The organism is Agreia sp. VKM Ac-1783 (assembly GCF_900177765.1).
Lineage (GTDB): Bacteria > Actinomycetota > Actinomycetes > Actinomycetales > Microbacteriaceae > Agreia.
On sequence record NZ_FXWI01000001.1, the window covers coordinates 112279 to 135651 of the forward strand.

Consider the following 23373-nt stretch of genomic DNA (forward strand, 5'->3'; position numbering starts at 1 on the left):
CCTACCCACGAAAGATTGATGATGAAAAGAACTCACGCAGCAACGACGCTCGTGTCCCTCGCGGTCGCGTCGACACTTATCCTCAGCGGATGCACCCCATCAGCGGGCGGCAACGCCGGCTCGACGACCGCGCCCGTTTCGCAGGCCGATATCGACAAGGCGATGCAGACTCCGACGACCCTGACGTTCTGGACCTGGGTGCCCGACATCCAGCAGGAGGTCGACTTGTTCGAGGCCAAGTACCCCGCCATCAAAGTCGAGGTCGTGAACGTCGGAACAGGCACCGTGCAGTACCCGAAGCTGCGCACGGCGCTGAAGGCCGGCAAGGGTGCACCGGATGTCGCGCAGATCGAATACCAATACATCCCGTCGTTCCGTCAAACGAACAGCCTCGTCAACCTCCAGCCCTACGGCGGGGACGAGCTCAAGTCGAAGTACGTCGAGTGGGTGTGGAACCAGGTGGCCGACGACAAAGGCGTCTGGTCAGTGCCGCAGGACTCGGGGCCGCTCGGCAACCTGTATCGCTCCGACATCTACAGCGCCGCAGGTCTCTCGCAGGCCCCGGCCACATGGGCCGACTTCGCCTCCGATGCGCAGACGATCAAGGACAAGACGGGTTCCTATATATCGAACCTCCCTGGCAATGACCCCGGCCAGATCGTAGGCCTGTTTTGGCAAGCCGGGGCCAAGCCGTTCAGCTACGACGGTGACAAGACGGTCGGCATCGACCTCGACTCCGCCGCCACGCAGAAGGTCGTGAAGTTCTGGCAGGACCTGATCGACAAAGATCTGGTGTCCACCGATGCCGACTTCAACGATGCCTGGTACCAGGGCTTCTCGTCGGACAAATACGCCAGTTGGCAGACCGCGGCCTGGGGCCCAGTGTTCCTGCAGGGCACGGCGGCCAACACGAGCGGCAAATGGACCGCGGCCAAGATCCCGCAGTGGAACGCGGGCGACGACGTCTCGGGCAACTGGGGCGGCTCGTCCGACGCCGTGATCACCGGCACCAAGAACCCCATCGCCGCCGCCGAGTTCTCGAAGTTCCTCAACGGAGACGCCGAGTCCACCTTGACGTTTGCGAACAAGCAGTTCCTGTTCCCGACCACCACGGACACCCTGACCAGCTCGGATTTCACCGGCCAGGCGTCCGAGTTCTACGGCGGCCAGAAGGTGAATGAGCTGTTTGCGGGAGTCTCCGACACAGTCAGCACCGACTTCCAGTGGCTGCCGTTCATGGATTACGTCTACTCGAGCTTCAACGACACGCTAGGCACGGCCATCGCCGACAAGGCCGACATGTCGTCGGCGCTCACCGCCTGGCAGGACGCTGTCGTCGCTTACGCGAAGCAGCAAGGCTTCACGGTCAAGTAGTGCTAACCGAGGGGTGCCGGCCGCGGCCGGCCGGCACCCTTCCGGCCCAATGAAGGAGCCACATGTCCGCCGCACCCCCTCTTCGACGTACCCCACCGTCGCGCGCCTCCTCTGCGTCGGCGCGACGCAGCACCATCCGGCGCCCACAACTCTTCGCCGCCTGGGCGCTGATCGTTCCCTTCCTGATCGTCTTCGCCGCGATGTTCCTGGTGCCCCTCGGCTACGCCGGGTACCTCAGCACCTTCACCTCCCAGCTGGTCGGCGGCGAAGTATTCTCGGGCCTCGCCAACTACTCGAGGGCGCTGCAGGACCCGAGCTTCTGGGCAGGTCTCGGCCGCGTGGCCATGTTCCTTTTCGTGCAGGTACCGATAATGCTGGTCATCGCCCTGTTCATCGCGCTCGCGCTCGATACGGGCCGTGTCAAGGGCGGCAAGTTCGTGCGGCTCGCGATCTTCGTTCCGTACGCCGTTCCCGGCGTGGTGGCCACGCTCATGTGGGGTTATCTCTATGGCACAGACTCCGGCCTCATCGCGCAGCTGTTCCGCGCGGTGGGTCTCGACGCTCCGACCCTGCTCTCGCCGCAGAACATCCTCGGCAGCACGATGAACATCGTGAGCTGGGAGTTCATCGGCTACAACATGATCGTGCTCTACGCGGCGCTGCGCTCGGTTCCGACCGAGATGTACGAGGCCGCCGAGATCGACGGGGCGGGGGCCTGGCGTACGGCCTGGAGCATCAAGATCCCGGCCATCCGGCCCGCCATCATGCTCACGATCATCTTCTCGGTCATCGGGTCGTTCCAGCTGTTCAACGAGCCCAACCTGTTGTACTCGATTGCGCCGAACGCCATCGGATCCGATTTCTCGCCGAACCTCTACGCCTACAACGTGGCCTTCAAGAACCAAGACATCAACTACGCGGCGGCGATCGCGTTCCTTCTCGGCTTCCTCATCATGATCATCAGCTACGTGGTGCAGCTCGCCACCGCACGCAAGGAGCGTCTGTCGTGACCCTCGCCACACCATCCCCCCTCGTCTCCTCGTCGGCGCCGACCCGCAAGGAGGCCTCGCGGGCGCGCGGCAAGAGGCCCGTCGAGCGCGACAAGCGCCGCAGCTCGGTGCTCACGATCATCCTGTGGATGACGCTCGCGTACTTCCTGCTCCCGCTGGTCTGGCTCTTCCTGTCTTCGACGAAGACGAACGGAGACCTCTTCAGCACCTTCGGGCTGTGGTTCGGCCAGACATTCGCGCTCTTCGACAACGTGGGTCAGCTGTTCACCTTCCAAGACGGAATCTTCGTGAGGTGGATGGGCAACACCGCTCTCTACGCGATCACGAGCGCCGTCGGGGCCGCGCTGCTCGCGACCATGTGCGGCTACGCGCTCGCGAAGTACGTCTTCAAGGGCCGTTCGTTCGTCTTCGCCCTCATCCTGGGCGCTGTGATGGTGCCGCTCACGGCGCTCGCCATCCCGACGTATCTGCTGTTCAGCGCTGCGAATCTAGTGGATACACCGTGGGCCATAATCCTGCCATCGCTCGTCAGCCCCTTCGGCGTCTACCTGATCAGGGTCTACGCCGCGGATGCGGTCGACGACAGCCTGATCGAGGCTGCGCGTATCGACGGCGCCGGAGAGTTCCGCATCTTCACGACCATCGCGTCGCGCCTGCTGGCGCCAGGTATTGTCACCGTTCTGCTGTTCGCCCTTGTGTCGACGTGGAACAACTACTTCCTGCCGCTGATCATGCTGAATAACCCCGCTCTGTTCCCAGCCACAGTCGGGTTGGCTCAATGGCAGCAGGCGGCCACGGGCGGCGGCGGCGCCCAGGTGCTGTTCTCCACCGTGCTCACGGGGTCGTTCGTATCGATCATTCCCCTTGTCGTGGCGTTCCTGTTCCTACAGCGCTACTGGCAGTCCGGCCTCAGCACGGGCGGTGTGAAGGGCTAGCCGCCGGCTCAGCCGTAGAGCAATTCGCTCTTCTCGAACGCGGCCGTCGCGTCGCCGACCAACTCGCCTTGCCGCGGATTCAGCGCGAGCAGCTCGGTGCCGTCGGCGATCGCGGCCAGATCGACCCAGATTGCCGACGGGCTGTGCGTCGACCAGAAGTAGTACATGCGGTTGGTCACGTCGCTGGCCGCGTGCCACCACGTGGGGTACACGCCTCCGTCGTCGTAGGGCGCTCCGGGGGGAACCGCCGCGTTCTGCGTGATGCGGAACACCCCGGCCACAGTCTCCGTGATGTTCGCGGGCTCGGGCAGATAGTGCCTGAAGTAGCTCGCGCGCACGAAGCGGTCGAGCGAGGTGATGTCTCCCGGCGGCGTGAGATCGCCACCGAACGGCGCATAGCGCGAGAGGTTCGTGAGCTGCTCGTCAAAGGCAGGGGAGTTCGCCATGACGGTGTACTCGGCTCCGTGATGAACCACGAGTTCACCGTCGATGGGTTCGATGATCGCCGAGTCGCCCGAGGGATCTTCGAGTGCGAGGTGGGCGCCCATGTACTGCCCCCTGATCGGTGGCGCGATGAGCTGCACATCGTCGAGGTGTTCGAGAACTTCGGCGACGGTGGCGAAGTGGTCGAGCACGTACTGCACCCACATCGCGATGACGATCGTCGGGGCATCCGTGCCTGTCGGCGGCTTGATGTCGTCGAGGAAGAGCGCGTGCGCCGCGAGGCCCCTCTCGTTCATGCCGTCTGACGTGCCGATGTTCCACATGCTGAGGCCGACGCTCGAGTAGAGCGATCGCCAGGCGGCGGCATCCGGCTGCGACCCGCCCGAGCGTTCGATGCCGCGCGGGTAGAACCACAGCACGGGCTCGTCGCTGACCTCCCAGTCCATGCACCGTGAGGTGACCTTGGCGATCGGGTTGTCATTCCAGAAGACACGGGTGCACATGGGGCGACACTACTGCTCACGGGCCGCAACCCCTAGACCCCCGTTCGTGGATGCCGGATGCTGGTGAGTCATGTCGACAAACGTGAGACTCATGGACTGTTCGCCCGAGGATGTCTTCGCCGTACTGGCCGACGGATGGCTGTTTCCGACGTGGGTGGTGGGATCGTCGCGCATGCGCGAGGTCGAGAAGGCGTGGCCTGCGGAGGGCTCGCATCTGCACCACTCGTTCGGGTCATGGCCCGCGGTCATCGATGACGAGACGACGATGCACGAGTGGGATCCGCCCCGGCACATGCTTATCGTCGCGAAGGGCTGGCCGATCGGCGAGGCGTCGGTTCAGATCGACGTGAAACCGCGGGGCAATGGATGCGTCGTGCGGATCATCGAGAAGGCCGTCGCGGGTCCGGGAAAATACGTGCCGCCGGCGCTGCTCGACATCGGACTCTACGTGCGCAACATCGAGACCCTGCGCCGACTCGCGTACATCGCCGAGGGCAAGGCAGACGGCAAGTAACCACCGCGTGCCCCGAGCTGTCATTCCCCGAGCCTGTCGAAGGGAACCGGCATCCGGAATCCGGCTTCCCGTCGATGTTCACCGAATGGGGGCTATCGCTCGACGCTCAGCCGGTGCAGCATCGGGTGCATGACCGAAGAAACGCCATGGATGCGCATCGCGGGCTTCGGGTTGCTCGCTCTGGCGGTCGTGCTCTTTGGCGTCGGCCTCGTGATCTACATCACAGGCTTCGAGGTGGCCGCCCTCGGCATGATGGCTGGCTTCGCGGTCAGCACGCTGGCCCTGGGACTAGTCGCGGTACCGTCGGCGAAGCGCTGACAGCTGCGCCCGGTGGGCGCCTGTTCCACCTCACAAGGGCTTGACCCGCTGCGGCCGCAAGCGGATCGTGGGGACGACTCCCTATCGAAAGGCTTCACGCATGCTCAAGGACCATCCCGTCGACGTCATACTGCTCTCGAAAGATCTGGATGCCTCGCGCGAGTTCTACGAGAAGAGGCTCGGCCTCGACGTGATCGAGGCCACAGACACCGCCATCACCTACGCATCGGGCAACACCCGACTCAAGGTGACCGCCTCGACCGTCGGCACCAAAGACGAGCAGACTCAGGCCGAATGGAGGGTTCTCGACCTGCGCGCCGAACTCGAGGAGCTGAAGCACCGCGGCGTCGAGCCCCAGAACTACGACACAGACGAACTGAAGACGGTCGATGGCATCGCCGATCAGGGGGATGCCTGGGTCGCCTATCTGATCGACCCCGACGGCAACGCGCTCGGCATAGGCCAGGCCAAGTAGCGCAGCTCAGAAGTCCCCGCTGCGGACAGAAGGTACTGGCGCACCGGTACCGATTGTCCGCAGTGGGGACTTCTGCGCTCATCCGAGCTCTAAGCGGAGGCAGGCCGCGACGACGAAAGTCCCGTGACGGCGACAATGATCGCGAGCACGCCGATGAAGATAGGAACGGCGGCGGCAACGATGGCGAAGAACGAGGTGACCCACAGGCCAGGCCCATTCACGGTGTTTCCCGCGTTGATGAGGCCGAACTGGAACACGACCCAACTGAACTCCTGTGCAAGCACGGCCCAGAGAGGAGCCCATCGCCACGTGCTCGAGAGTTCCGCCGACCTGCCGACCTGAACGACGACGATGGCCGACAGAGCGAGACGGGCAAATCCCACGACCGACGCCACCCACTCCTGATTCCAGGCGGGACCGCCGGAGTCGGGGAGAAGATTCACGATGTTCGTGGCGACCAACAATGCAGCGAGCAGAACCGCGGCCACGGCCCCGAGTACATGGCCACCGAAGATGTTGCGGCGGATACCGCCGCCGAACGAGAAGAGTACGAGCCCCGCGGCGATGAGCAGAGCGCCGATGAGGCTGCTCGCTCTCAGAGACGGCGGAAGCGCGAACTCTGCCACGGCCGAGGCGATCAATGCGATTCCGCCCCACAGCCACGCGCGGTTTCTGATATCAGTCACGATCGGGTCCTCCTCATTCTGATGGGCTGCCGCAGCAACGATCTACGCGAGGGTCACGCTCGCCGAGAGATCACCACATGCACCTCGTCGCCCACATCCTTGCCGAGAGCTTTGCGCACCTTGGCGCTCACCGACACCATGTGACCGTTCGAGCCGGTGGGCATGGCCCCGACGTTGTCGAGGGCAACCGCGTCGATCGTCGCGTCGACACGAACGCTTCGACCGGTTCCGAAGCGCTCGACCGAGTCGGGAATCTCGATGCAACTCCAGGTCTCGCCCTTGACGTCGACACCGATCGTCGCGTCGAACTCCACTCTGCCCGCCTCGTTGGTAGCCATACTTCACACTACGAGACGGTCAGGTTGGGGCGCGACTGATTCCGCCCGACGGTCGTAATATCGAACGCATAGCCCAACGACGGGAGGCCCCATGCAACGCGTGACCTATTCGATGAGTGTGTCGCTCGATGGCTTCGTGCAGGGGCCGGATGGCGACTTCGACTGGCCCGGTCTGAGCGATGCGGTCTTCGGCATCGCGCTCGACGAGATTCGCGAGGTCGGGGTGCATCTCATGGGCCGGCACCTCTACGAGGCGATGCTCTACTGGGAGACGGTCGACGAGTCCGCGCTCGCGGCCCCCGTGCAGCAGTGGCTCGAGTTCTGGAATGCTCTGCCGAAGGTCGTGTTCTCGAAGACCCTGTCGACGGTACAGGGCAACGCCCGCCTCGCCACCACGGGCCTCGCTGACGAGATCGCGCGGCTCCGCTCCGAGCCCGCGCCCGGAAACATCGCGATCGGCGGAGCGACACTCGCTGCTCAGGCCGCCACACTCGGCCTGATCGACGAATACCACCTCAGGGTCTACCCGGTGCTGGTCGGGGGAGGGCTGCCATTCTTCGCCCGCGATGAGCGACGCGTCGACCTCGAGCTGCTCGAGACCAGATCGTTCGATTCGGGAGTCGCATACCTGCGCTACGCAGTGCGCCGCTAGCTGCGCCGGTCGAGACCCACTTCGGCGCCCGTCGAGAGCCACTTCTGCGCTGGTCGAGTAGGCCGCCCGCGGCCGTATCGAGACCACGAGCCGCCCCTACTCAGCCCGTCGGCAGCGGCGTGCCCTGGTGAAAGAAGCACATGATGCGGCCGCCATCCCATCGCCAGAGCGACGACCGACGGCTGCGTCGACCCGCGAACTCCAGCCGATACGACAGCAGCGCAGTATCGACGCCGATGAGCGTTGCCTCGCGCTCCGTCAGCTCGGCATCCGGATGCTCGTCGCCGTCGCCGACCAGAGAAGCGATGATCTCGTCGCGGCTCCAGCGACGCCCCGACTGCCCGATCTCGTAGAAATCGGATGCGAGCAGCTCGGCGAGTCGATCTGCGTCACGTCGTGCGCCGGTCGTCAGCAGAGCCTCCTCGGCATGCCAGGCGGCTTCGATGAGGTCGTCCATGAACCCAGACTACGGATCGACCGTCGGCCCCCTGAGCCATCTCAACTCGAGTGAGCAGTTCTCGCCCGTCTCGGAGTCGACGACCGACAGAAACTGCACACTCGATGGCAATCTATCGAGGGTCGGCGTATGCCTTCTGCAGCTGGGCCAGCCACCGTTCGACGTCGCGTGATGAACGCAGACGCACCACCGTGAGGTGGGGGAACTCCGATTCCACCTCGGGGATCAGCGTGCGGTACTTGTTTCGGGTCGACCAGGCCCATCTCACGATGTGTTCCTGGTCGGTGAAGAACGTAAAGAGCGGACCTTCGATGTTTCCGTTCCAGAGCGTCTCGTGGTTGAGTCGCCTCTTGAGCGTTCGTCTGATCACGCGAGGGAACGTCACGGTCAGAAACGGCAGATCCAGCCACACGAGGAGATCGGCCTTTTCGGCGAGCGTGCGTCGGGCCGACGAGTACTGCCACTCGGTCACCCACGTCTCGCGCGACACCAGCAGACGAACGTCGTTCAAAAACTCCTCGCGCGGAACCCAGCCGGGCCCATGGAAAAGCGCATCGATCTCCGTGTGCGGAATGTCGAGCATCCGGCCTACCCGCGCGGCAAGAGTCGTCTTGCCCACCCCCGAGACGCCCGCAATGAGCACGCGCTGGGGCTTATGCAGAAGCGCGTCCTCGGGACTCAACATGCCTGCCACGATAGCGGCGTACGACTCGACGGGCGCTAGTTCAGCGCAGGCATGATGTCCTTCACGATCGTCTCGAGCAGGTGCGCGTTGTAGTCGACACCGAGCTGGTTCGGAATCGTCACGAGCACGGTGTCGGCGTCGCGCACGGCCGCGTCATCCAGCAGCTCCTTCACGATCGCGTCGGGCTCGCCCACGTAGCTCTTGCCGAAGCGCGCGATGCCGTTGTCGAGGTAGCCCACCTGGTCGTCGCGGTCGCGGCTCATGTCGCCGAAGTAGGCGCGGTCCTGATCCGTGGTGATGGGCAGGATGCTGCGACTTACCGAGACGCGCGGCTCGCGTTCCCAGCCGGCGTCTTTCCACGCGGCGCGGTAGAGCGCGATCTGCTCTGCCTGCAGGTCACCGAAGGGCACGCCCGTGTCCTCCGACAGGAGCGTCGAGCTCATCAGGTTCATACCCAGCTCGGCCGTCGAGACAGCGGTCGCGCGTGTGCCCGAACCCCACCAGATGCGGTCTGCCAGACCCGGCGACTGGGGCAGGATGCCCATGGGCTGGCTCACTCCCGTCATCTGCGGATTGCTCATGGCGACTGATGCGTCGGTGATGCCCGCGCGGAACAGCTCGGTGTGCGCCCGGGCGAGATCGGCATCCGTTGTGCCGTCTTGCGGAACGAAGCCGAACGACTCTGAGCCGCGGAGCGCCGTCTCGGGTGATCCCCGGCTGACGCCGAGCTGCAGTCTGCCGCCCGAGATGAGGTCGGCGGTCGCCGCCTCCTCGGCCATGTAGAGCGGGTTCTCGTAGCGCATGTCGATCACGCCCGTGCCGAGTTCGATCTTCGAGGTGCGTGCGGCCATGGCCGAGAGCAGTGGGAACGGCGATGCGAACTGCCGTGCGAAGTGGTGCACGCGCATGTACGCGCCGTCGACACCGATCTCTTCTGCCGCGACAGCCAGCTCGATCATCTGCAGATGCGCGTCAGCGGCCGTGCGAGTCAGCGACCCGGGAACCGGCTGCCAGTGACCGAACGAGAGAAACCCGATTTTCTTCATGTGTATGTGAACGCATGAAAAGGTGTGCCTATTCCCCGCGCTTCGACCGGCTCAGCGAACGCCGCTTCGACGGTCTCAGCTAACGAACGCGCTGATTAAGTCGACGTAAACAATCGAAAGCACAGCCGCAACCGATCCAAATCCCAGGCCGTCACGAATAGTCTGTGGTCTAGCAGAACTGCGAGAGGACTTTCCAGAATGCGCGTTTTGAGTTACAACCTGCGGAACAACAGTGCCAGTGGCGAACTCGCCGCCCTGACTGACGACTTCGATGTCGACATCTTCTGCGTTCAAGAAGCAGACACCGCGTCGCTTCCGGCGACCATGGGGCACCTGACCATGTCTCACGCCACGACAGAGAACCGTCTGGGCCTGGCGCTCTACTACCGCGCCGAGCGCTTCTCGGTCGAAGACAGCACGACGTTCACGCTCAAGAAGTCCATGCACGACCGCGTCATGTCTCCCGGAACCCAGCGTCTGCTCGGCGCCCGCCTTCTCGATCGCCAGACCGAGAAGTCGTTCGTCGCCGCATCGTTCCACGCTGCGCCGCTCACGGCATCCAATTCTCTGCGTCGAACCCAGATCACCGCGGCTCACGAAGAGCTGCAGCGCATCGGCGTCGACATTCCGATTCTGATGGTGGGCGACTTCAACTACCCCCTCTTCCAGAACAAGCTGCGTGCCGGAATCAAGGACTCGGGCTACGAGCTCTCGCTCAGCGACAGCGTGACTTACATGCGCTACAAGTGGGTGCGCGGGCACTTCGACTTCGTCACCTCGAACGGATTCCGCATCGACGAGGTCAAGACCCTTCCGCAGGGCGACTCCGACCACCTGCCGATTCTCGTCAAGGCCGAATACGACATGGCCGCGGTCGTCGGCGAGTAGCCGAACCAGACCACTCGCCCGTGAGCGCCTGTTTCGGCGAGCCACGTAGCGCGCCCGGAGTTCGTGCCGCTTCGCGTCGGGCATCGAAACGGGCTGCGCGCGGTTCGTTCTGGCTCACGGTCGCGATTGCGGCGCTGGTCGCGCTCTGGCCCGCCGCTGCCCTAGGGCTGCAGACAGGATTCACGGGCGCGGGGGAGCGGCCCCTCATCGTGGGCTCGGCCCCGAACCTTCAGCCGCCACTCGCCACACCGACCGCGACGCCCGTCACGCAGGCCGTCATTCCGCTCTCGGTGCTGAGCGATTCGCACGCGTTCTTCGCTGCGTCGTGGTGGCGGCAGACGGTCGAGGCGAACGCGATTCCGGGCGTCTCGATGGGGGCCTTCGCGTCGCAGCCCGGCGCGGTGGCCGACACCATCGCATCCGGTCTCGATGACGCGGCGGCCGGAGCCCAGGGCGGCTACGTTCTCGTGCAGGCCGGAACCAACGACCTGCTCGCCGGCAGCTCGCCCGCCCGGGCCGCGTCAGACATCCAGGCCCTGTGGGCGGGCGTGCGCGAGCGCGGGTCGACCCCGATCGCCGTTCTTGTGCCGCCGTCAAATCAGGTCGGCGGCAAGGTGGTCGAGCTCAATCGGCTGCTGACCGGCGCAGCCCAGCAGACCGGCATCGCGATTCTGGATGTCTACACCCCGGTCGCCGGCGACGGTGGCCGGTGGCAGGTGGGCACGTCAGACGACGGCAAGCACGCGAATCTCGATGGCGCGACCCGGCAGGCGAACGAGGTGCTCGCTCAGCTGCCCGGCATCCTGTCGGGACGCGTCGGCCAGCTGGCGGAGCTGCCACAGCAGTAACAGCCCGTTCCCTGAGCCTGTCGAAGGGCTAGCCCTGCTGCGACTCGGCGAAGTCGCGCCTGATCGCTGCCAACGCTCCGGGCGCCAGCTCGAAGCCGATCGGATGCCCCGGGTTCACCACGATGCCCACCTCGTCGGCGACGCTCGCCACGAAACGCCCTCCGGTGAGGGCCACCGGGTGCGGGGCGACCTCGAGATACTCGGCCGGAACCCGCGCTACATCGGTGAAGAGCGGCAGCATCGGCGCGCCGCCCACGGTGCTGAGTACGAGGGGGCTGAATCCCTCGGCGGCATCGCCGGATGTCTCGGTGCGGCTCAGCGCGAAGACGGGCGTCGTGAGGAACGCCGAGATGAAGACCGTCTGACGAACCTCGCCCCGGATGCCGTCGAGAAGCGACTGCTCGAGCTCGTTGTGCACGGTGTCCGCCGCGAGACGGGCATCGAAGTCGGCGTCGCTGGATCCATTGGAGTCTGTCACCCTTCAACCCTAGCGACAGACCCGCGTCGCGATCAGAGGGCTGTCGAGGCTAGGCGGCCTTGCGTCGCGCCACGGTCACGGCTGCGCCGCCGACGAGAAGCAGCACGGCGAGCGCGAGCCCTCCGGCGAGAAGTCCGCCATCCATACCCGTGTTCGCGAGCACCGGCTTCGGCGTCACCGCTGCGGGGTCGGATGCGACGGGCGGGGTCGGCAGTGACGGCACGACGATCGGGGCCGGGAACGCGGCGTCGAGAGCAGTGCTCACGGAGTCGGTGAGGAACGTGGCGCCGAGGGCGTTCGGGTGCAGCGTTCCTGGCTGAAGGCCGCCATCGCCGAGGAGGACGCCGTTGACGTAGGCGCTTCCGTCGGTGACGCAGGCGTCGTGGCCGACGCTCGAGGCGAACGACGGAACGTAGGTGAAGCCGGCCGTCTGGGCGGCGCTCTGGATCGCGGCATCCAGTTTCACCTCAACGGAGCGCAGGTACGCCGTGTCGACCGTGGTGAACGGGAAGGCGTTGGGCGTGTTGGTGGGTGAGGTGAAGCAGCCAGCCGCCGGGATGGTGGCGGGGAAGAGGCTGGGGTACCCGACGACGAAGATCTTGGCGTTGGGGGCCGCAGCGGCGATAGCGGCGTACGTGGTGGCGAGGGAGGGGGCGACCTGAGCGGAGATCTTCAGGGCGAGCGAGTCGACGCCCTGCACCACGTAGCCGCTGGCGCAGTTGGGAAGGAACACGCCGCCCTGCACGGGGAAGGCCAGTGGGCCGTCGGCGGTCTGCGCCAGGCACGACTGGGCGATATCGCTGAAGCCCAGGTCGTTGCCGCCGATGGTCAGCGTCACGACGTCGGTGTCTGCGCTGAGTGCCGCGATCTGAGGAGCGATGTTGCCGAACTGGCTGTCGACGGTGATGTCGCCGGTCTCGGCTCCCGAGCACGAGACGTCGGTGAGGTTCAGGCCATAAGCCGCTGCCACCTGGTGGGGAAAGTCGACCGCGCTCTGTCCGCACTCGGGAGTGGGCAGTCCGGTCGTCGGCGTGAGCCCGAGGCCAGCCGAGTACGAGTCGCCGAGCGCCACGTAGTCGAGGCCAGCGGTCACGGCAGGAACGCCCGGAGCCGGAGCGGCGGTGGCGACCGAAGCCGTGAGCACCGATCCCGTCACGAGTGCGCCGGCGACGACCGCGGCGCCCACAAAACGTGCGGCGGTGAGACGGGCGCGGGCGGGCGCAGAAGTCGTGCGTGATGTCATGGTGGAACCCCCTGCGCACATACTACGGGTTGTCGCGCTGTCTGTACGCACTCTTTCTGGCGGCACTACCGAACCTTGCTACCGGTCCCGTACCCGGCCCGCTACCCGGGCTCCACGGCCACTACTCGACTCAGATGGACTGACTACGGGAAGAGCCCTTTCGAGCCCCCTTGAGAATTCCTCTCATGTCATCGTTCAACCCACAGAGGCCACAAACAGGGGCGGCTTCATCAAGTTGGGGAGATCAGTCATGTCACAGACGTCAGAGTTCGACGCACCGGAGTCTTCGGTCACGCCATCACTCAAGAAGCGTTCCACCAAGCAGAAGGCCTTTGCGGTTCTCGCGGCCGGCCTCGTGCTGGGGGTCGGAGCCACGGTCACGCTGGCCGTGTGGAACGACTCGGAATGGGTCGTCGGCGGAACGGCCGGAGTCGGGGGAGACCCGGGCACGCCGGGCGTCGGAACCAGCGCCTTCGAGGTGCAACAGAACACCTCGTCGCCGTTCGTAGCCGGCGACTGGATCGACGAAGAGAGCAACCCCGGTGGATCACTCATCTTCACGCCGGGCGCGCTCAGCCTTACTCCGGGTGACTCGGTCTACGCTCCCGTGGCGCTCAGCACGGCAGACGGGTCGGTGGCAGCGCCGAGCGTGCGCCTCAGCGGAGCGGTCAACGCGACGAACATTCCGACCGTCGATCCAGACGCGCTGCTCGCGGGTGCTCTGCAGCTTCGCGTCGTCGTCGCCACCGGTGCGCGAGATGCTGCTCCGGCAGCCTGCACCGATGCCGCATTCGGGGCGGCAGCGACGTACGTCGTCGGAAGCGCCACCACGTCGGCAGCCCTCAACACCGCCGGTGCCACGGTCAACGCTCTGACGGCAGACTCGGGCAACCAGCTCAACTACTGCTTCGAGATCTCGCTGCCGGATGACGCTGCCGACACCCTCCAGGGTCGAACAGTCGCACCCGCCTGGCAGTTCGTCTCGGCCTCCGAGCTCGACTAACCGGCACCACCGTCCAGGCTGACGAGCGGAAGGCGAATCGATGAGCCGAGTCGCCAAGATCCGCGGGACCCACCGTGAACATCCCCATGCACACGGTGGGTCCCGTCGCCCGAGACGGCTTGCGGGCGTCGTCACGAGAATCCGGGATGCGGCGCTCGCGCTCGCCGGGCTGGCGGGCCTCGCCGCCATCGCCTGGGGCATCGCGACACTGTTCTTCGGATTCTCGCTCGTGACCTTCGCCACCGGATCCATGGCCCCGACGATTCCGACGGGCTCACTGGCTCTGGTGCGCGAGGTCCCGGCATCCGAGCTCCAGGTCGGACAGGTCGTCACCCTTCAACGAGGAGGGGAACGCCTGCCGATCACCCACCGCATCATCGGCATCGAGCCTGACCCGAACGTGCCGACCGGGCGCATCGTCTCGATGCAGGGCGACGCCAACACGATTCCCGACCTCTTTCCGTATCACGTGAAGACGGGAAAGGTCATTCTCGGTTCCGTCGCCGGAGGACAGGCCGTCAGCGACGCGATCGGAAGCCCGATCACTCTGGTCGCCGTCACTCTTGCAGCCGGCGCCCTCGTCTTATGGGCCTTCTGGCCCCGCACCCAGACATCCCGCACCACCGAACCACAAAGAGGTGAGAGACGCCATGCGCGTTCAACCCGCATCCGCCAGACGTCGAGCCGCCACAGCGCTCGCCATGGTCTTCGCCGTACTGCTCATGGTGGCGGGCATCGCGCTCGTCTCGGCCCGGGCATCCGCCGCTCTCACCCTGCCGGGTGATCCCGACCCGCAACCCGGCGCGCCCGGCTATCTGAACCTCAGCGAGTCTCCCGATCCGCTCCAGTTCCTCGACATGAGCCCCGGCGATGTCGGCTTCGGAGAGATCACGGTGAGTCTCGAGAATGCCGAGACGGCTCGCCTCGCCCTCGAGATGTATTCCGGGGGAGAGCTGATGGCTCACCCGAACGGTGTCACCATGGCGATCGGATTCTGCGACCTACCGTGGACGGGCATGCCCGCCGAGCCTGTCTCGTTCGACCCGGCAGATCCCGTGTGTGCCGACAATCCTCAGCCGATCACGACTGTCGAGCCGGGCACCGAGACCGGGGGAGAGGTGCTGTTCGATCTCGGCACACTGGAAGCCGGCAGTCCGCGCTACATCCTCGTCGAGGTGCGCATGCCCGATGTCTCGTTCAGCCGCGACGAGAGCCTCATGGGGCTCTCGGGAGACTTCGCCTTCCACGTTCTCGCCGAGGGCGACGACGTGGTCCCGACGAACCCGCCGATCACACCCGGTCCGCAGACGCCGGTTACGCAGCCGCCGGGAAGCGCAGGAGCGGGAGGCACAGGCGGACTCGCCAACACCGGACTCGATGCGCTCGCCGTTGTGCTCATCGGCTCCGGAGCCATCGCACTCGGCATGATCGTGCGCTACCGCCGAACCCTCACCACCCGAAGGAGCGAGTCATGACCCCGCGCAGCACCACCCGCCGCACCCTCTCTCGCTCTACGATGCGTCGCCTCATCGGCGCACTCGCCGGGGTGGTCGCCATCACCGTCGCAGTGGGCACCTCCATTCAGGCTGCACCAACGGATGCCGCGTGGCTCGACGCCGAGTGGGATTCGGCGACCGTGGGCACGCTCGACTGCGGCCCAGACGGTTCGCCGTTCACCACGCGGGCGTCGGGCAAGCTGCTGGGCGGAAGCCTGGCCAGCATCGACCTCGACAGCCTCGCAGAGCTCGATGGCATCAGCGGAGTCAACGACGCATCCGGTGTCTCGATCTCGCCGTCGCCCCCGCAGTCGAACTCGTTGGGCGAGAATGCCTACGCGAATCCGCTCACGGTCACGGCACTCGACACTCTGCAGCTCAGCCTCGGCGACCTTCTGCTCCTTCCGCTGAACGCCGACCTCGGAGTCGACAACAGCTACGTGCAGGTCAACCCCGACGGAACGTCGACGGGTGCAACCGGCGCGGTGAACAACAGCGGAGCCATCCAGACCACGGCGAGTCAGCCCGGCCCGAACCCGCCCACCTTCGCCACGCTGCAGCTGAAGAACATCGTGCAGTCGGCGCTCGGGCAGAGCCTGAGCACGGCGATCGCAGGCCTTGCTGACGCCTCGCTCGAGGTGGGCGCGGTGGCGTCGAGTGCGACTCTCGACGCCTGCGCCGCCAGCTGGACGGGCTCGATCCTCTCGTCGCTGCAGCGCGAGTACGCCGTGGCCGGGGTCGATCTGAACCTGACCTCGCCGACGGTCGGCACCCTCGTCACCGGAACCGCGGGAGTCATCAATGGACTCGACGCGAGGGTGGAGGGGCTGGCGGGCAACGCCGGAGTGCTGACATCTCTGACGAGCGGCCTGACCACGTCGCTCACCGCTCTGCTGGGCACGCTCGGTCTGGGTATCGGATCGGTCTCGATCAGCCAGCTCTCGGTGAATCTCGATCTGACCGCCGTGAACGCCCTGCTCGACGACACCATCTCCGATGACGCGGGCGTCGTGTCCATCGACCTCGCGACAGGACAGATCGGCGTCGATCTCGACGGACTGCTCGGGGCCGCGTACGGAACAGATGGAATCAACGGGCTCGACCCCAACACGCAGCTGCTCATCAACGACGCCGTCATCAACGCCCTCACCGCCGCGACTACGCAGGCTCTCAGCAACTACGTCGACGATCTGAACAGCGCTATTCAGGCTTCGCTCACTGCTCTCACCGTGTCGGGCAAGGTCGTCGTGAATGTCCTTCAGGGTGCGGGTACGACAGCGGTGGCGTCGATCACGCTGACGATTCCGCAGGTGTCGCTCAACACGCTCCTCAACGGATCGCCGGCCGTGACCTCGTCGATCGCCCTCGCGGGCGGCGCGGCGTGCGGTGGTCTCGCCACCGCCGCGCTCTGTCTGCTGCTCAACTCGCTCTCGAACGGGTTGACCAGCAACGTGGCCAAGGCCCTGGGCACCGCCCTCAACGCGGCGCTCTTCACCGGGCCCACGAGCGTGGTGTCGACGACGAGTGCGGCACTGCTCGCACTCACCGCCCCGGTGATCACCCTCGTGGCCAATGCTACGCGGGGCCTCTTCGGAGAGGATGCTCTGCTGTCGCTGACCGCGAACGCACAGAACAGCCCCGACCCGGCGAACGCCAACCCCGAGCCGGCCTGGTCGGTTCCAGGCCCGGATGCGGCGACGCGGTCGACGGGGCAATACGACGTGGCCGCGTTGCGGCTCACCGCGGTGGGCACCACGGTGCAGCTCGACCTGGCCCGGTCGTCGGTGGGAACCAGCGCCCCTCGCTGAGAACTCACGACGACTGTGCCCGAATACCTCCATTGCGTCGAGGCCCCCCTCGACACATGGAGGTATTCGGGCACAAACACGACCCCCTGCCCGCGGGCGCCCCCGATGCGCCAACATAGAGGCATGACCTCGAGCGACCTGCGGCGAGTGGCGAAGGCTCTCTACGAGTTGCCGCCCGCTGAGTTCACGTCGGCCCGCAATCAGGCGGCCCGCGAGGCCTCGCAGCGATCGGATGCCGCGGCGATCAAGCGCTTGCCCCGCGCGCAGGCCCCGGCCTGGGCGGTCACCGCGCTCGTGCGCGAAGATCCGGCGATCTTCGGCGAGCTGCTTGAACTCGGTGAGCGGCTGCGCGAGGCGCAAGAGAGCGGCGATCCGGTCGCCCTGCGCTCGCTCGGGGGCGATCGGCAGAAGCTGTTGTCTCGCGCATCCGCTCGCACCCGCGAGATCGCCGACGTCGCCGGCGTCACGCTCAGCGGCTCGGCCATGATCGAGGTGACTCAGACTCTGCAGGCGGCGATGACAGACATGGATGCCGCCACGCTGGTGCGCGACGGACTTCTGGTGCGCAGTCTCGCGGTCACGGGGTGGGAGCCGGTGCGGCTCGAGGGGGCGGCCGCGTTACCGCCCGACGGCGTCTCCGCGGGGCGGCGTGCTCGGGCGGCGCGCCCACGGGCATCCAAAGCAAACCCCGAGGTTAGCGAGCGGGAGCGCAAAGCCGCGGAGGCCGCGGCGTGGAGCGCGCTCGACGACGTGGCCACGGCCCATCGATCGGTAAGCGATCTGGCAAGCGCACTCGACGATCTCGCGAGTCGACGCGCCGAACTCGAGGCGGAGCGCACCGACATCGAGGAGCAGCTTCGCGGCGTGGAGTCGGATCTGTCTGGCATCTATCACGACATCCAGGTCGGCGAGCGCGACAGGAAGGCGGCCGAACGCGCCGAGGCGCAGGCCAAGAAGCGGGCGAAACAGGCCCAGGAGCGCCTCGACCGCCTGGGCTGACCGGTGCCCCCCCGTGCCGCGGAGACCCGCAGGTGGGGGGGGGGGGGTGAAAAGAGGGGTGAAAAATGCTCAGTGGTATGGCGGCGAGCCTCAACTCTCCATAGCTTTGTATCGAGAGAGCGCCGGCTTATCCCCCAATCGAGCCGGCGCTCCTCTTGTGTTTAATGGCCTTGAGCGCAGCACCCTCGGTCGATGCTCTGGGCCAGCGACTGTCAGCGGCGAGCCACCGAATGCAGAGGCCCGCGAGAAGCGAGCCCAGTCCGCCCACGGCGAGGTCTCCGATGGTGTCGTCGTAGCCCACGTAGATCGCCGAGTCGATATAGGTGTGGCCTGCCCACTCGCCCATCTCCCACAGCACGCCGGCAGCGAGCCCGAACACGGTGGTGAGCACCGCAGGGCGAATGACCGCGACCGTGCCGATCTCGCCGGGAGCGCCGTCGCCGACATCGGCCACGATGCCGACCCGTGCGGCCACCACGAAGATGAGTGCGGCGAGCACCCCATTCGCGGCGAAGTGGATCACCACGTCGAGCCAGTCGATCGAGGTGTACAGCTCGAAGACTCCGCTCCACGCCGCCACGAGCAGGGTGCCGCCGACGGCGATGTCGAAGCCCGGGCGCACGCCGAGAAAGCGGGGAACGAGCATCCCGAGCAGCGTGAGCGCGAAGACCGCGACCTCGACGAAACCCCACCCGATGCCGCCCGCGAGCACGCTCAGCACGCCCAGAACGCGCAATGCGTCGGCCGACCACTCGCCCGCGCCGCTCGGCCGCCGAAGAAAGGTCTCGGTGATCACTCTCGAAGACTACCCAGCGGCGCCGTCGTCAGCCGGGGCCTTGCGTTGGCGCAGCAGCACCTGCACGGGCTCGTGATCGGATGCGGCTGCGCCGTCGAAACGCGAGGCGTTGATGGCCGCCTCGCGCACCTCGAGGTCGGGGCTCACGAGGATCCAGTCGATGCGTTTGGTACCGGTCTTGGGCGCGCGGTAGTTGGAGAACGTGCCCCACGGGGCGGTGAGCCGAACGCCGGCCGCGCGCCAGGCATCCACGAGGGGGCCGGCGTCGCCCGCGATCACGTCGTACGGAACCGTGCCGACGTCGGTGTTCATGTCACCCATCACGATGATCGACTCGTTGCTCGACGCCGCGATCGCCGCGAGCTGCTCTGCCGAGCGCAACCGGGCCCGCCTCGAGATGTGATCGAAGTGCGTGCTCACGACACGAAGCGGTTCGTGCGTCTTCACATCGATGAAGCGCGCGACCACGGCCACGCGCGGAATCAGATTTCCCCACGAACGCGAGCCCGGGACATCCGGTGTCTCAGACAGTGCGATCTGTCGCCAGCTCTCGAGGTGCAGCCGACGCGAGTCGTAGAAGAGCGGGCATCCCTCGCCGGTGCCGTCGGCGTTGCGTCCGTAACCGATGCGGCGATAGTGCGGACCGAGTACCGCCGAGATGAAGAGGGCCTGGTCGGGCAGCGCCTCTTGGGTGGCGAGCACGGTGGGGCGCTCGCGGGAGAGGAGTTGGCGCAGCAGCGGCTGACGTCTCGACCACAGATCGGGGCTGCCGGGCGCGTTCTGTCGCATGCGACGCCGGATGTTGTAGGTCATCACATGCAGATCCGGCGCGTGAGCCTGGCCGAAGATCGGGGCGTCAGTCATGGGGCCAGCGTAAGCCGATGTCTCTCTGGTGTTGGATGCGCCGCGCGTCAAGGGGGTGTCTGGTGTTGCGTGGGGAGACGTAACGTCGAGAACGTACGGACAAGCTGATACCGCAATACAAGGAGTAACTCTTATGCCCCAGATCATCGAGACCGTCGACGTTTCTGTTCCCGTCTCCGTCGCCTACAACCAGTGGACGCAGTTCGAGGAGTTTCCGAAGTTTCTCGACGAGGTCGAGTCCATCCAGCAGGTGACCGACACCCTCACCGAGTGGAAGGTGAGCGTCGGCGGAGTCGAGCGCACCTTCGAGGCGAACATCACCGAGCAGCACCCTGACGAGCGCGTCGCCTGGAACAGCACGGGCGGCGAGGTCGACCACGCCGGCGTCGTCACGTTCCACAAGCTCGCCGACACCGAGACGCGCGTCACCGTTCAGCTCGACTGGGAGCCCACAGGTCTGCTCGAGAAGCTCGGTTCTGCCGTAGGAGTGGGTAGCCACGCGGTGAAGAAAGACCTGAAGAACTTCAAGGAGTACATCGAGTCGGAGCAGCACCCCGACGGTGCATGGCGCGGCGAGGTTCAGGCCTGATCTCGGTCTGACCGAACGCGAGCGGGAGGGTCGCCTCCTGATCGACTCGAGGGGTCACCCTTATTGGGGGTGGCCCCTCGCCGTCGATGTGGCATCCCGAGGCGACAAAGATCTGAGATGTCAATATCTTTGAGTGAACGATCTTTGACTGCACGGAACCAGCCGGTAGCCCCGCGCCGAACGGCACCTTCCGCACACACCTCTCTTTTCTCTCGTCTCGGATGCCATGACTACCCCTCTGCCCGCTCGCGATCACGCGAACATGACCGCTGCCGAACGCGAATTCACCTTCGATGCATTGCTCGCCGAGTTCGACGACAACGCGACGCAAGCCGAGGGTGGCGCCGCGTCGGATTCAGCGGCTGCTCGTCCGGCGAAGCGTCCGATCGAGCGCGCGGCAAAGCGTCCGGTCGAGCGCGGCGCAAGACGCGCGGCCGGTGCGCGGCCGAAGGCTCGGGTATCGGATGCTGCCGGTACGAACTCGGCGTCGAAGAAGCGCAGAGCTCGGCGCTCGTGGGTCACGCCGTCTGCCGACGATCTCAAACTCGGGGGACTCGTGGTCGTCGCCGGCATCAGCCTGACCCTGGTCGTCGTCGCCCTGTCGCGCTGAGCCTCGCTGAAATCTGCGCCGTTTAGAGCGGCGAGCCGGCCAGGGTCTCGCGGAGCCCCGTGGCATCAGCGCGGCGGATTTGTACCCAATCCAGATATCGCGCCGCTCCGAACTCTGAGCATATGTCGTTTACTGTGCCCTCTTCTGGGACTACCTGCCAGAAGGTGACACTCTGTAGCGTCATATAAGAATTAGTTGAGAAACATTCATATAAAGCTCGATCACGTCAGTGACCGATTGAAAGGGCGCACGCGCAGCATGACCTCAATCACCATCGAACATCACGGCCGCCGCCGCGCCTACATCTTGAAGGCTGATGGCGACAACTCGACCACTCGTCTCGCAACGGTGTACCGGATGACTGATGGCTGGCATGCCAAATTGAGCGACGATCACACGCAACGCGCCTGGTCCGGTCCCTACGGATCGGTCGAAGAGGCCGCCGTTCGGTTCGCCGCCTGAACTCAACCGGTACTACCGGCCGCGGCGCGAGTGCGTGCTACGAGCGCCGCGTGACGCGCGTTGCCAGAGACAGCCCGAACGCGACGACAATCGAGCCGCCCAGAATAACGAGGTCGACCGCAAGTCGTACCTTGCCGTCGGGTGCCGGTCGGTCGTAGAGCCGAGCAGAATCGGCGACGAGGACGAGCCCCGGCCTGCCGTGCGACGAGTGCGACATCTGATCCCCCATGAGGGATCCCGCGATGTGCGGTCTCCCTGACGCTCAGCCTAGAGCATGCGGTTTCCTGGGCACAGGTGAGGCCCGACCGTTCGGGGAGATCGGTCGGGCCCTGGGGGTATAGAGGTATCAGTTACCAGTGGCGCCTCCTCTCGCTCCATTGGCGTACTCGGGTTCGAGCATGAGATCGAGAATGCGTCGAAGTTTCGTGCTCGAGGTGTGTGCTGTGTAGGGAAAGTAGACGACCTCGACTCCGACTTCGGAGAACTCCGCCTCGAGGCGGCGACCCTTGTCGGTGTCACGCCAGTCGTCGCCCTTGAAGAAGACGTCGAACTTGATGTCGCGCCAGGTGTCGAGCTTGTCGGGCACGACTTCTGCCCGAGCCTCGTCGACGTAGGAGATGTGGCTGACGATCTCGAGGCGTTCCGCGAGCGGAATCACGGGAGATATGCCTTTCGTCAGGGTCAACATCTCATCGGAGACGACGCCCGCGATGAGGTAGTCGCACTGGCTCTTGGCGTGTTTGAGGATATTCAGGTGTCCGACGTGAAACAGGTCGAAGGCGCCCGCGGCATAGCCGATCTTGATGACCAACTGGCCCCCCAATCAGATAAATGAGAATAATTCAGGTTTTGATCACGCTAGCGACCGGCGAATTCAAAAAGCAAGGATTTCTCAGATTTTCCCCTGTATTGGGGGTAGGGGCGTGAGAAATCGAGCCATATTCGCCTCAAGGCCCGTGCAACAATGCTCGGTAACTCCACGGAAAAAAGGTTGACGAGCATGAGCGATTCGCGCACAGAGGGTACCGATCCCTCGACGGTTACTCCCGAGACGGGGCGAGCTCGACGCCCTCGTGTCTGGGTTCTCGCACTTATCGGGGTCGTTCTCCTCATTGTGATCAGCGTGGTCGCCTGGGCTGCGGTCAGCGCATCGAGCGGAGAGGGGTCGGGAGCGACGACGGCGCCCGCGACGGCGTCGGATGCGGCCTCTTCGGCCCCGTCCCCGACGGGTTCCGCCGATACGCCCTCCACCGGTGCCGGGTCGCCGGCTGCTCCGTCGGCGGATGCCGATGGTGAACGCGCCATGTCTGAGCCGAACGCCTTCGATGCGCCGGTCGACATCGCACCTGGAGTATCGGCGTCGATCTCGTCGATCACCTCGGTCGACGGAGTGGCTGCGGGAATCGGTGAGTCGGGCGGTCCCGCCATTCGCTTCGAGGTCACCATCACCAATTCGACAGGCGAGCCGGTCGATCTTCAGAACACCAGAGTCACGGTGGACTCCGGAGCTGATCGCGTTCCCGCCGGCGAGCTGAGCGGCGGCCCCGACATCGTCGCTTTTCCTGCCTCTCTCGGGGCCGGTTCCAGCGCTACGGCGGCCTATGTGTTCTCCGTTCCCGTCGAAGCGCGTTCCGATGTCAGGATCATCGTCGACTACCTGGCCTCCGTGCCGCTCGCCGTCTTCGCGGGCGCCGCACCTACTGCCTGAGACGCCCGACAAGGCCCCCCGATTGAGGGATATTCATTTTTTGGAGATCCTGATACCGTGCTCGATCAGGGGCGTTTTTTGCTCGAAAAACTGAGCATTCATCATCTAAGTTTCACATTCACATTCGCGTAAACGCTGAGGAAA

General features: G+C 65.5%; 29 protein-coding genes. 17 read left to right on the plus strand and 12 right to left on the minus strand.

The window, feature by feature from the left end; genetic code table 11:
• The first annotated feature begins 18 nt into the window (after positions 1-18).
• The 3 genes from CCK87_RS00575 to CCK87_RS00585 all read left to right on the plus strand — a co-directional run bounded on the left by CCK87_RS00575 (position 19) and on the right by CCK87_RS00585 (position 3319).
• Complete coding sequence (locus tag CCK87_RS00575) at positions 19-1374, plus strand: extracellular solute-binding protein (RefSeq protein WP_249273644.1); 1356 nt, start codon at positions 19-21, stop codon at positions 1372-1374.
• 62 nt (positions 1375-1436) lie between these two features.
• Positions 1437-2384: a sugar ABC transporter permease gene (locus tag CCK87_RS00580; RefSeq protein WP_086459584.1), complete on the plus strand. Its 948-nt coding sequence runs from the start codon at positions 1437-1439 to the stop codon at positions 2382-2384.
• Positions 2381-3319, plus strand: coding sequence for a carbohydrate ABC transporter permease (locus CCK87_RS00585; protein ID WP_086459585.1), 939 nt, complete (start codon positions 2381-2383; stop codon positions 3317-3319). The genes CCK87_RS00580 and CCK87_RS00585 overlap by 4 nt, the downstream gene beginning before the upstream one ends.
• A gap of 8 nt (positions 3320-3327) precedes the next feature.
• Here CCK87_RS00585 and CCK87_RS00590 read toward each other — a convergent pair whose 3' ends face one another.
• Positions 3328-4266: a linear amide C-N hydrolase gene (locus CCK87_RS00590; RefSeq protein WP_086459586.1), complete on the minus strand. Its 939-nt coding sequence runs from the start codon at positions 4264-4266 to the stop codon at positions 3328-3330.
• A gap of 70 nt (positions 4267-4336) precedes the next feature.
• Here CCK87_RS00590 and CCK87_RS00595 point away from each other — a divergent pair, with 70 nt between their 5' ends.
• The 3 genes from CCK87_RS00595 to CCK87_RS00600 all read left to right on the plus strand — a co-directional run bounded on the left by CCK87_RS00595 (position 4337) and on the right by CCK87_RS00600 (position 5573).
• Positions 4337-4780 carry an SRPBCC family protein gene (locus CCK87_RS00595; protein ID WP_086459587.1) on the plus strand — a complete coding sequence of 148 codons (444 nt, stop codon included), beginning with the start codon at positions 4337-4339 and terminating at the stop codon, positions 4778-4780.
• 129 nt (positions 4781-4909) lie between these two features.
• On the plus strand, positions 4910-5098 hold the full coding sequence (locus CCK87_RS17965) for a hypothetical protein (protein WP_140162733.1): 189 nt from the start codon (positions 4910-4912) through the stop codon (positions 5096-5098).
• Positions 5099-5198: 100 nt separating this feature from the next.
• Entirely contained in the window at positions 5199-5573 is a 375-nt protein-coding gene (locus CCK87_RS00600) for a VOC family protein (RefSeq protein ID WP_086459588.1), read from the plus strand.
• Between the two features lie 89 nt (positions 5574-5662).
• Here CCK87_RS00600 and CCK87_RS00605 read toward each other — a convergent pair whose 3' ends face one another.
• Together CCK87_RS00605 and CCK87_RS00610 are read right to left on the minus strand one after the other, a co-directional pair.
• Positions 5663-6259, minus strand: a complete 597-nt coding sequence (locus CCK87_RS00605; protein WP_086459589.1) for a hypothetical protein — start codon at positions 6257-6259, stop codon at positions 5663-5665.
• Positions 6260-6312: 53 nt separating this feature from the next.
• Positions 6313-6597: a DUF1905 domain-containing protein gene (locus tag CCK87_RS00610; RefSeq protein ID WP_086459590.1), complete on the minus strand. Its 285-nt coding sequence runs from the start codon at positions 6595-6597 to the stop codon at positions 6313-6315.
• 91 nt (positions 6598-6688) lie between these two features.
• Between CCK87_RS00610 and CCK87_RS00615 the strand changes: the two genes are divergently transcribed.
• Positions 6689-7249, plus strand: a complete 561-nt coding sequence (locus tag CCK87_RS00615) for a dihydrofolate reductase family protein (RefSeq protein WP_086459591.1) — start codon at positions 6689-6691, stop codon at positions 7247-7249.
• Between the two features lie 100 nt (positions 7250-7349).
• On the opposite strand, the gene CCK87_RS00620 is transcribed toward CCK87_RS00615, so the two are convergent.
• The 3 genes from CCK87_RS00620 to CCK87_RS00630 all read right to left on the minus strand — a co-directional run bounded on the left by CCK87_RS00620 (position 7350) and on the right by CCK87_RS00630 (position 9437).
• Positions 7350-7706, minus strand: a complete 357-nt coding sequence (locus CCK87_RS00620; RefSeq protein WP_086459592.1) for a nuclear transport factor 2 family protein — start codon at positions 7704-7706, stop codon at positions 7350-7352.
• 112 nt (positions 7707-7818) lie between these two features.
• Positions 7819-8391, minus strand: a complete 573-nt coding sequence (locus CCK87_RS00625; RefSeq protein ID WP_086459593.1) for an AAA family ATPase — start codon at positions 8389-8391, stop codon at positions 7819-7821.
• A gap of 35 nt (positions 8392-8426) precedes the next feature.
• Positions 8427-9437, minus strand: coding sequence for an LLM class flavin-dependent oxidoreductase (locus CCK87_RS00630; RefSeq protein ID WP_170927087.1), 1011 nt, complete (start codon positions 9435-9437; stop codon positions 8427-8429).
• A 198-nt stretch (positions 9438-9635) separates the two neighbouring features.
• Between CCK87_RS00630 and CCK87_RS00635 the strand changes: the two genes are divergently transcribed.
• Together CCK87_RS00635 and CCK87_RS00640 are read left to right on the plus strand one after the other, a co-directional pair.
• Positions 9636-10325 carry an endonuclease/exonuclease/phosphatase family protein gene (locus CCK87_RS00635; protein ID WP_086459595.1) on the plus strand — a complete coding sequence of 230 codons (690 nt, stop codon included), beginning with the start codon at positions 9636-9638 and terminating at the stop codon, positions 10323-10325.
• 20 nt (positions 10326-10345) lie between these two features.
• A complete protein-coding gene (locus CCK87_RS00640; protein WP_086459596.1) occupies positions 10346-11173 on the plus strand; it encodes an SGNH/GDSL hydrolase family protein in 828 nt (275 codons plus the stop codon).
• A gap of 28 nt (positions 11174-11201) precedes the next feature.
• Here the strand turns inward: CCK87_RS00640 and CCK87_RS00645 are convergent, their stop codons facing one another.
• Positions 11202-11651 (minus strand): SseB family protein, encoded by a 450-nt coding sequence (locus CCK87_RS00645; protein WP_086459597.1) that lies wholly within the window; start codon positions 11649-11651, stop codon positions 11202-11204.
• A gap of 49 nt (positions 11652-11700) precedes the next feature.
• Entirely contained in the window at positions 11701-12894 is a 1194-nt protein-coding gene (locus CCK87_RS00650) for an SGNH/GDSL hydrolase family protein (RefSeq protein WP_170927088.1), read from the minus strand.
• A gap of 250 nt (positions 12895-13144) precedes the next feature.
• Here CCK87_RS00650 and CCK87_RS00655 point away from each other — a divergent pair, with 250 nt between their 5' ends.
• The 4 genes from CCK87_RS00655 to CCK87_RS00675 all read left to right on the plus strand — a co-directional run bounded on the left by CCK87_RS00655 (position 13145) and on the right by CCK87_RS00675 (position 18200).
• Positions 13145-13897, plus strand: coding sequence for a SipW-dependent-type signal peptide-containing protein (locus tag CCK87_RS00655; RefSeq protein ID WP_086459599.1), 753 nt, complete (start codon positions 13145-13147; stop codon positions 13895-13897).
• 40 nt (positions 13898-13937) lie between these two features.
• A complete protein-coding gene (locus CCK87_RS00660) occupies positions 13938-14681 on the plus strand; it encodes a signal peptidase I (protein WP_086459600.1) in 744 nt (247 codons plus the stop codon).
• Positions 14682-15368: 687 nt separating this feature from the next.
• Entirely contained in the window at positions 15369-17201 is a 1833-nt protein-coding gene (locus tag CCK87_RS00670; RefSeq protein WP_086459602.1) for a choice-of-anchor G family protein, read from the plus strand.
• Positions 17202-17324: 123 nt separating this feature from the next.
• Entirely contained in the window at positions 17325-18200 is an 876-nt protein-coding gene (locus CCK87_RS00675; protein ID WP_086459603.1) for a hypothetical protein, read from the plus strand.
• Between the two features lie 127 nt (positions 18201-18327).
• Here the strand turns inward: CCK87_RS00675 and CCK87_RS00680 are convergent, their stop codons facing one another.
• Both CCK87_RS00680 and CCK87_RS00685 read right to left on the minus strand, forming a co-directional pair.
• Entirely contained in the window at positions 18328-18996 is a 669-nt protein-coding gene (locus CCK87_RS00680; RefSeq protein WP_086459604.1) for a hypothetical protein, read from the minus strand.
• A 9-nt stretch (positions 18997-19005) separates the two neighbouring features.
• Complete coding sequence (locus CCK87_RS00685; RefSeq protein ID WP_086459605.1) at positions 19006-19860, minus strand: endonuclease/exonuclease/phosphatase family protein; 855 nt, start codon at positions 19858-19860, stop codon at positions 19006-19008.
• Between the two features lie 133 nt (positions 19861-19993).
• Between CCK87_RS00685 and CCK87_RS00690 the strand changes: the two genes are divergently transcribed.
• The 3 genes from CCK87_RS00690 (at position 19994) to CCK87_RS00700 (ending at position 21521) form a co-directional block, all read left to right on the plus strand.
• Positions 19994-20449, plus strand: a complete 456-nt coding sequence (locus CCK87_RS00690) for an SRPBCC family protein (RefSeq protein WP_086459606.1) — start codon at positions 19994-19996, stop codon at positions 20447-20449.
• A gap of 226 nt (positions 20450-20675) precedes the next feature.
• Positions 20676-21059, plus strand: coding sequence for a hypothetical protein (locus CCK87_RS00695; protein ID WP_086459607.1), 384 nt, complete (start codon positions 20676-20678; stop codon positions 21057-21059).
• A gap of 258 nt (positions 21060-21317) precedes the next feature.
• Positions 21318-21521, plus strand: a complete 204-nt coding sequence (locus CCK87_RS00700; RefSeq protein WP_086459608.1) for a hypothetical protein — start codon at positions 21318-21320, stop codon at positions 21519-21521.
• A 37-nt stretch (positions 21522-21558) separates the two neighbouring features.
• On the opposite strand, the gene CCK87_RS00705 is transcribed toward CCK87_RS00700, so the two are convergent.
• Both CCK87_RS00705 and CCK87_RS00710 read right to left on the minus strand, forming a co-directional pair.
• Entirely contained in the window at positions 21559-21738 is a 180-nt protein-coding gene (locus tag CCK87_RS00705; RefSeq protein WP_086459609.1) for a hypothetical protein, read from the minus strand.
• A 129-nt stretch (positions 21739-21867) separates the two neighbouring features.
• The gene (locus CCK87_RS00710) at positions 21868-22332 is read right to left on the minus strand and encodes an adenylyltransferase/cytidyltransferase family protein (protein ID WP_086459610.1); all 465 of its coding nucleotides are present in this window, start codon (positions 22330-22332) and stop codon (positions 21868-21870) included.
• A gap of 189 nt (positions 22333-22521) precedes the next feature.
• Between CCK87_RS00710 and CCK87_RS00715 the strand changes: the two genes are divergently transcribed.
• Positions 22522-23229, plus strand: a complete 708-nt coding sequence (locus tag CCK87_RS00715; protein ID WP_086459611.1) for a hypothetical protein — start codon at positions 22522-22524, stop codon at positions 23227-23229.
• Positions 23230-23373: the final 144 nt, after the last annotated feature.

Coding starts and splice junctions, on each gene's coding strand:
- CCK87_RS00600 (WP_086459588.1), top strand. CDS start 5,199: ATGCTCAAGGACCATCCCGTCGACGTCATACTGCTCTCGAAAGATCTG.
- CCK87_RS00670 (WP_086459602.1), top strand. CDS start 15,369: ATGACCCCGCGCAGCACCACCCGCCGCACCCTCTCTCGCTCTACGATG.
- CCK87_RS00690 (WP_086459606.1), top strand. CDS start 19,994: ATGCCCCAGATCATCGAGACCGTCGACGTTTCTGTTCCCGTCTCCGTC.
- CCK87_RS00635 (WP_086459595.1), top strand. CDS start 9,636: ATGCGCGTTTTGAGTTACAACCTGCGGAACAACAGTGCCAGTGGCGAA.
- CCK87_RS00610 (WP_086459590.1), bottom strand. CDS start 6,597: ATGGCTACCAACGAGGCGGGCAGAGTGGAGTTCGACGCGACGATCGGT.
- CCK87_RS00655 (WP_086459599.1), top strand. CDS start 13,145: ATGTCACAGACGTCAGAGTTCGACGCACCGGAGTCTTCGGTCACGCCA.
- CCK87_RS00675 (WP_086459603.1), top strand. CDS start 17,325: ATGACCTCGAGCGACCTGCGGCGAGTGGCGAAGGCTCTCTACGAGTTG.
- CCK87_RS00700 (WP_086459608.1), top strand. CDS start 21,318: ATGACCTCAATCACCATCGAACATCACGGCCGCCGCCGCGCCTACATC.
- CCK87_RS00685 (WP_086459605.1), bottom strand. CDS start 19,860: ATGACTGACGCCCCGATCTTCGGCCAGGCTCACGCGCCGGATCTGCAT.
- CCK87_RS00620 (WP_086459592.1), bottom strand. CDS start 7,706: ATGGACGACCTCATCGAAGCCGCCTGGCATGCCGAGGAGGCTCTGCTG.
- CCK87_RS00650 (WP_170927088.1), bottom strand. CDS start 12,894: ATGACATCACGCACGACTTCTGCGCCCGCCCGCGCCCGTCTCACCGCC.
- CCK87_RS00580 (WP_086459584.1), top strand. CDS start 1,437: ATGTCCGCCGCACCCCCTCTTCGACGTACCCCACCGTCGCGCGCCTCC.
- CCK87_RS00595 (WP_086459587.1), top strand. CDS start 4,337: ATGTCGACAAACGTGAGACTCATGGACTGTTCGCCCGAGGATGTCTTC.
- CCK87_RS00575 (WP_249273644.1), top strand. CDS start 19: ATGATGAAAAGAACTCACGCAGCAACGACGCTCGTGTCCCTCGCGGTC.
- CCK87_RS00625 (WP_086459593.1), bottom strand. CDS start 8,391: ATGTTGAGTCCCGAGGACGCGCTTCTGCATAAGCCCCAGCGCGTGCTC.
- CCK87_RS00615 (WP_086459591.1), top strand. CDS start 6,689: ATGCAACGCGTGACCTATTCGATGAGTGTGTCGCTCGATGGCTTCGTG.
- CCK87_RS00660 (WP_086459600.1), top strand. CDS start 13,938: ATGAGCCGAGTCGCCAAGATCCGCGGGACCCACCGTGAACATCCCCAT.
- CCK87_RS00695 (WP_086459607.1), top strand. CDS start 20,676: ATGACTACCCCTCTGCCCGCTCGCGATCACGCGAACATGACCGCTGCC.
- CCK87_RS00630 (WP_170927087.1), bottom strand. CDS start 9,437: ATGAAGAAAATCGGGTTTCTCTCGTTCGGTCACTGGCAGCCGGTTCCC.
- CCK87_RS17965 (WP_140162733.1), top strand. CDS start 4,910: ATGACCGAAGAAACGCCATGGATGCGCATCGCGGGCTTCGGGTTGCTC.
- CCK87_RS00715 (WP_086459611.1), top strand. CDS start 22,522: ATGAGCGATTCGCGCACAGAGGGTACCGATCCCTCGACGGTTACTCCC.
- CCK87_RS00590 (WP_086459586.1), bottom strand. CDS start 4,266: ATGTGCACCCGTGTCTTCTGGAATGACAACCCGATCGCCAAGGTCACC.
- CCK87_RS00705 (WP_086459609.1), bottom strand. CDS start 21,738: ATGTCGCACTCGTCGCACGGCAGGCCGGGGCTCGTCCTCGTCGCCGAT.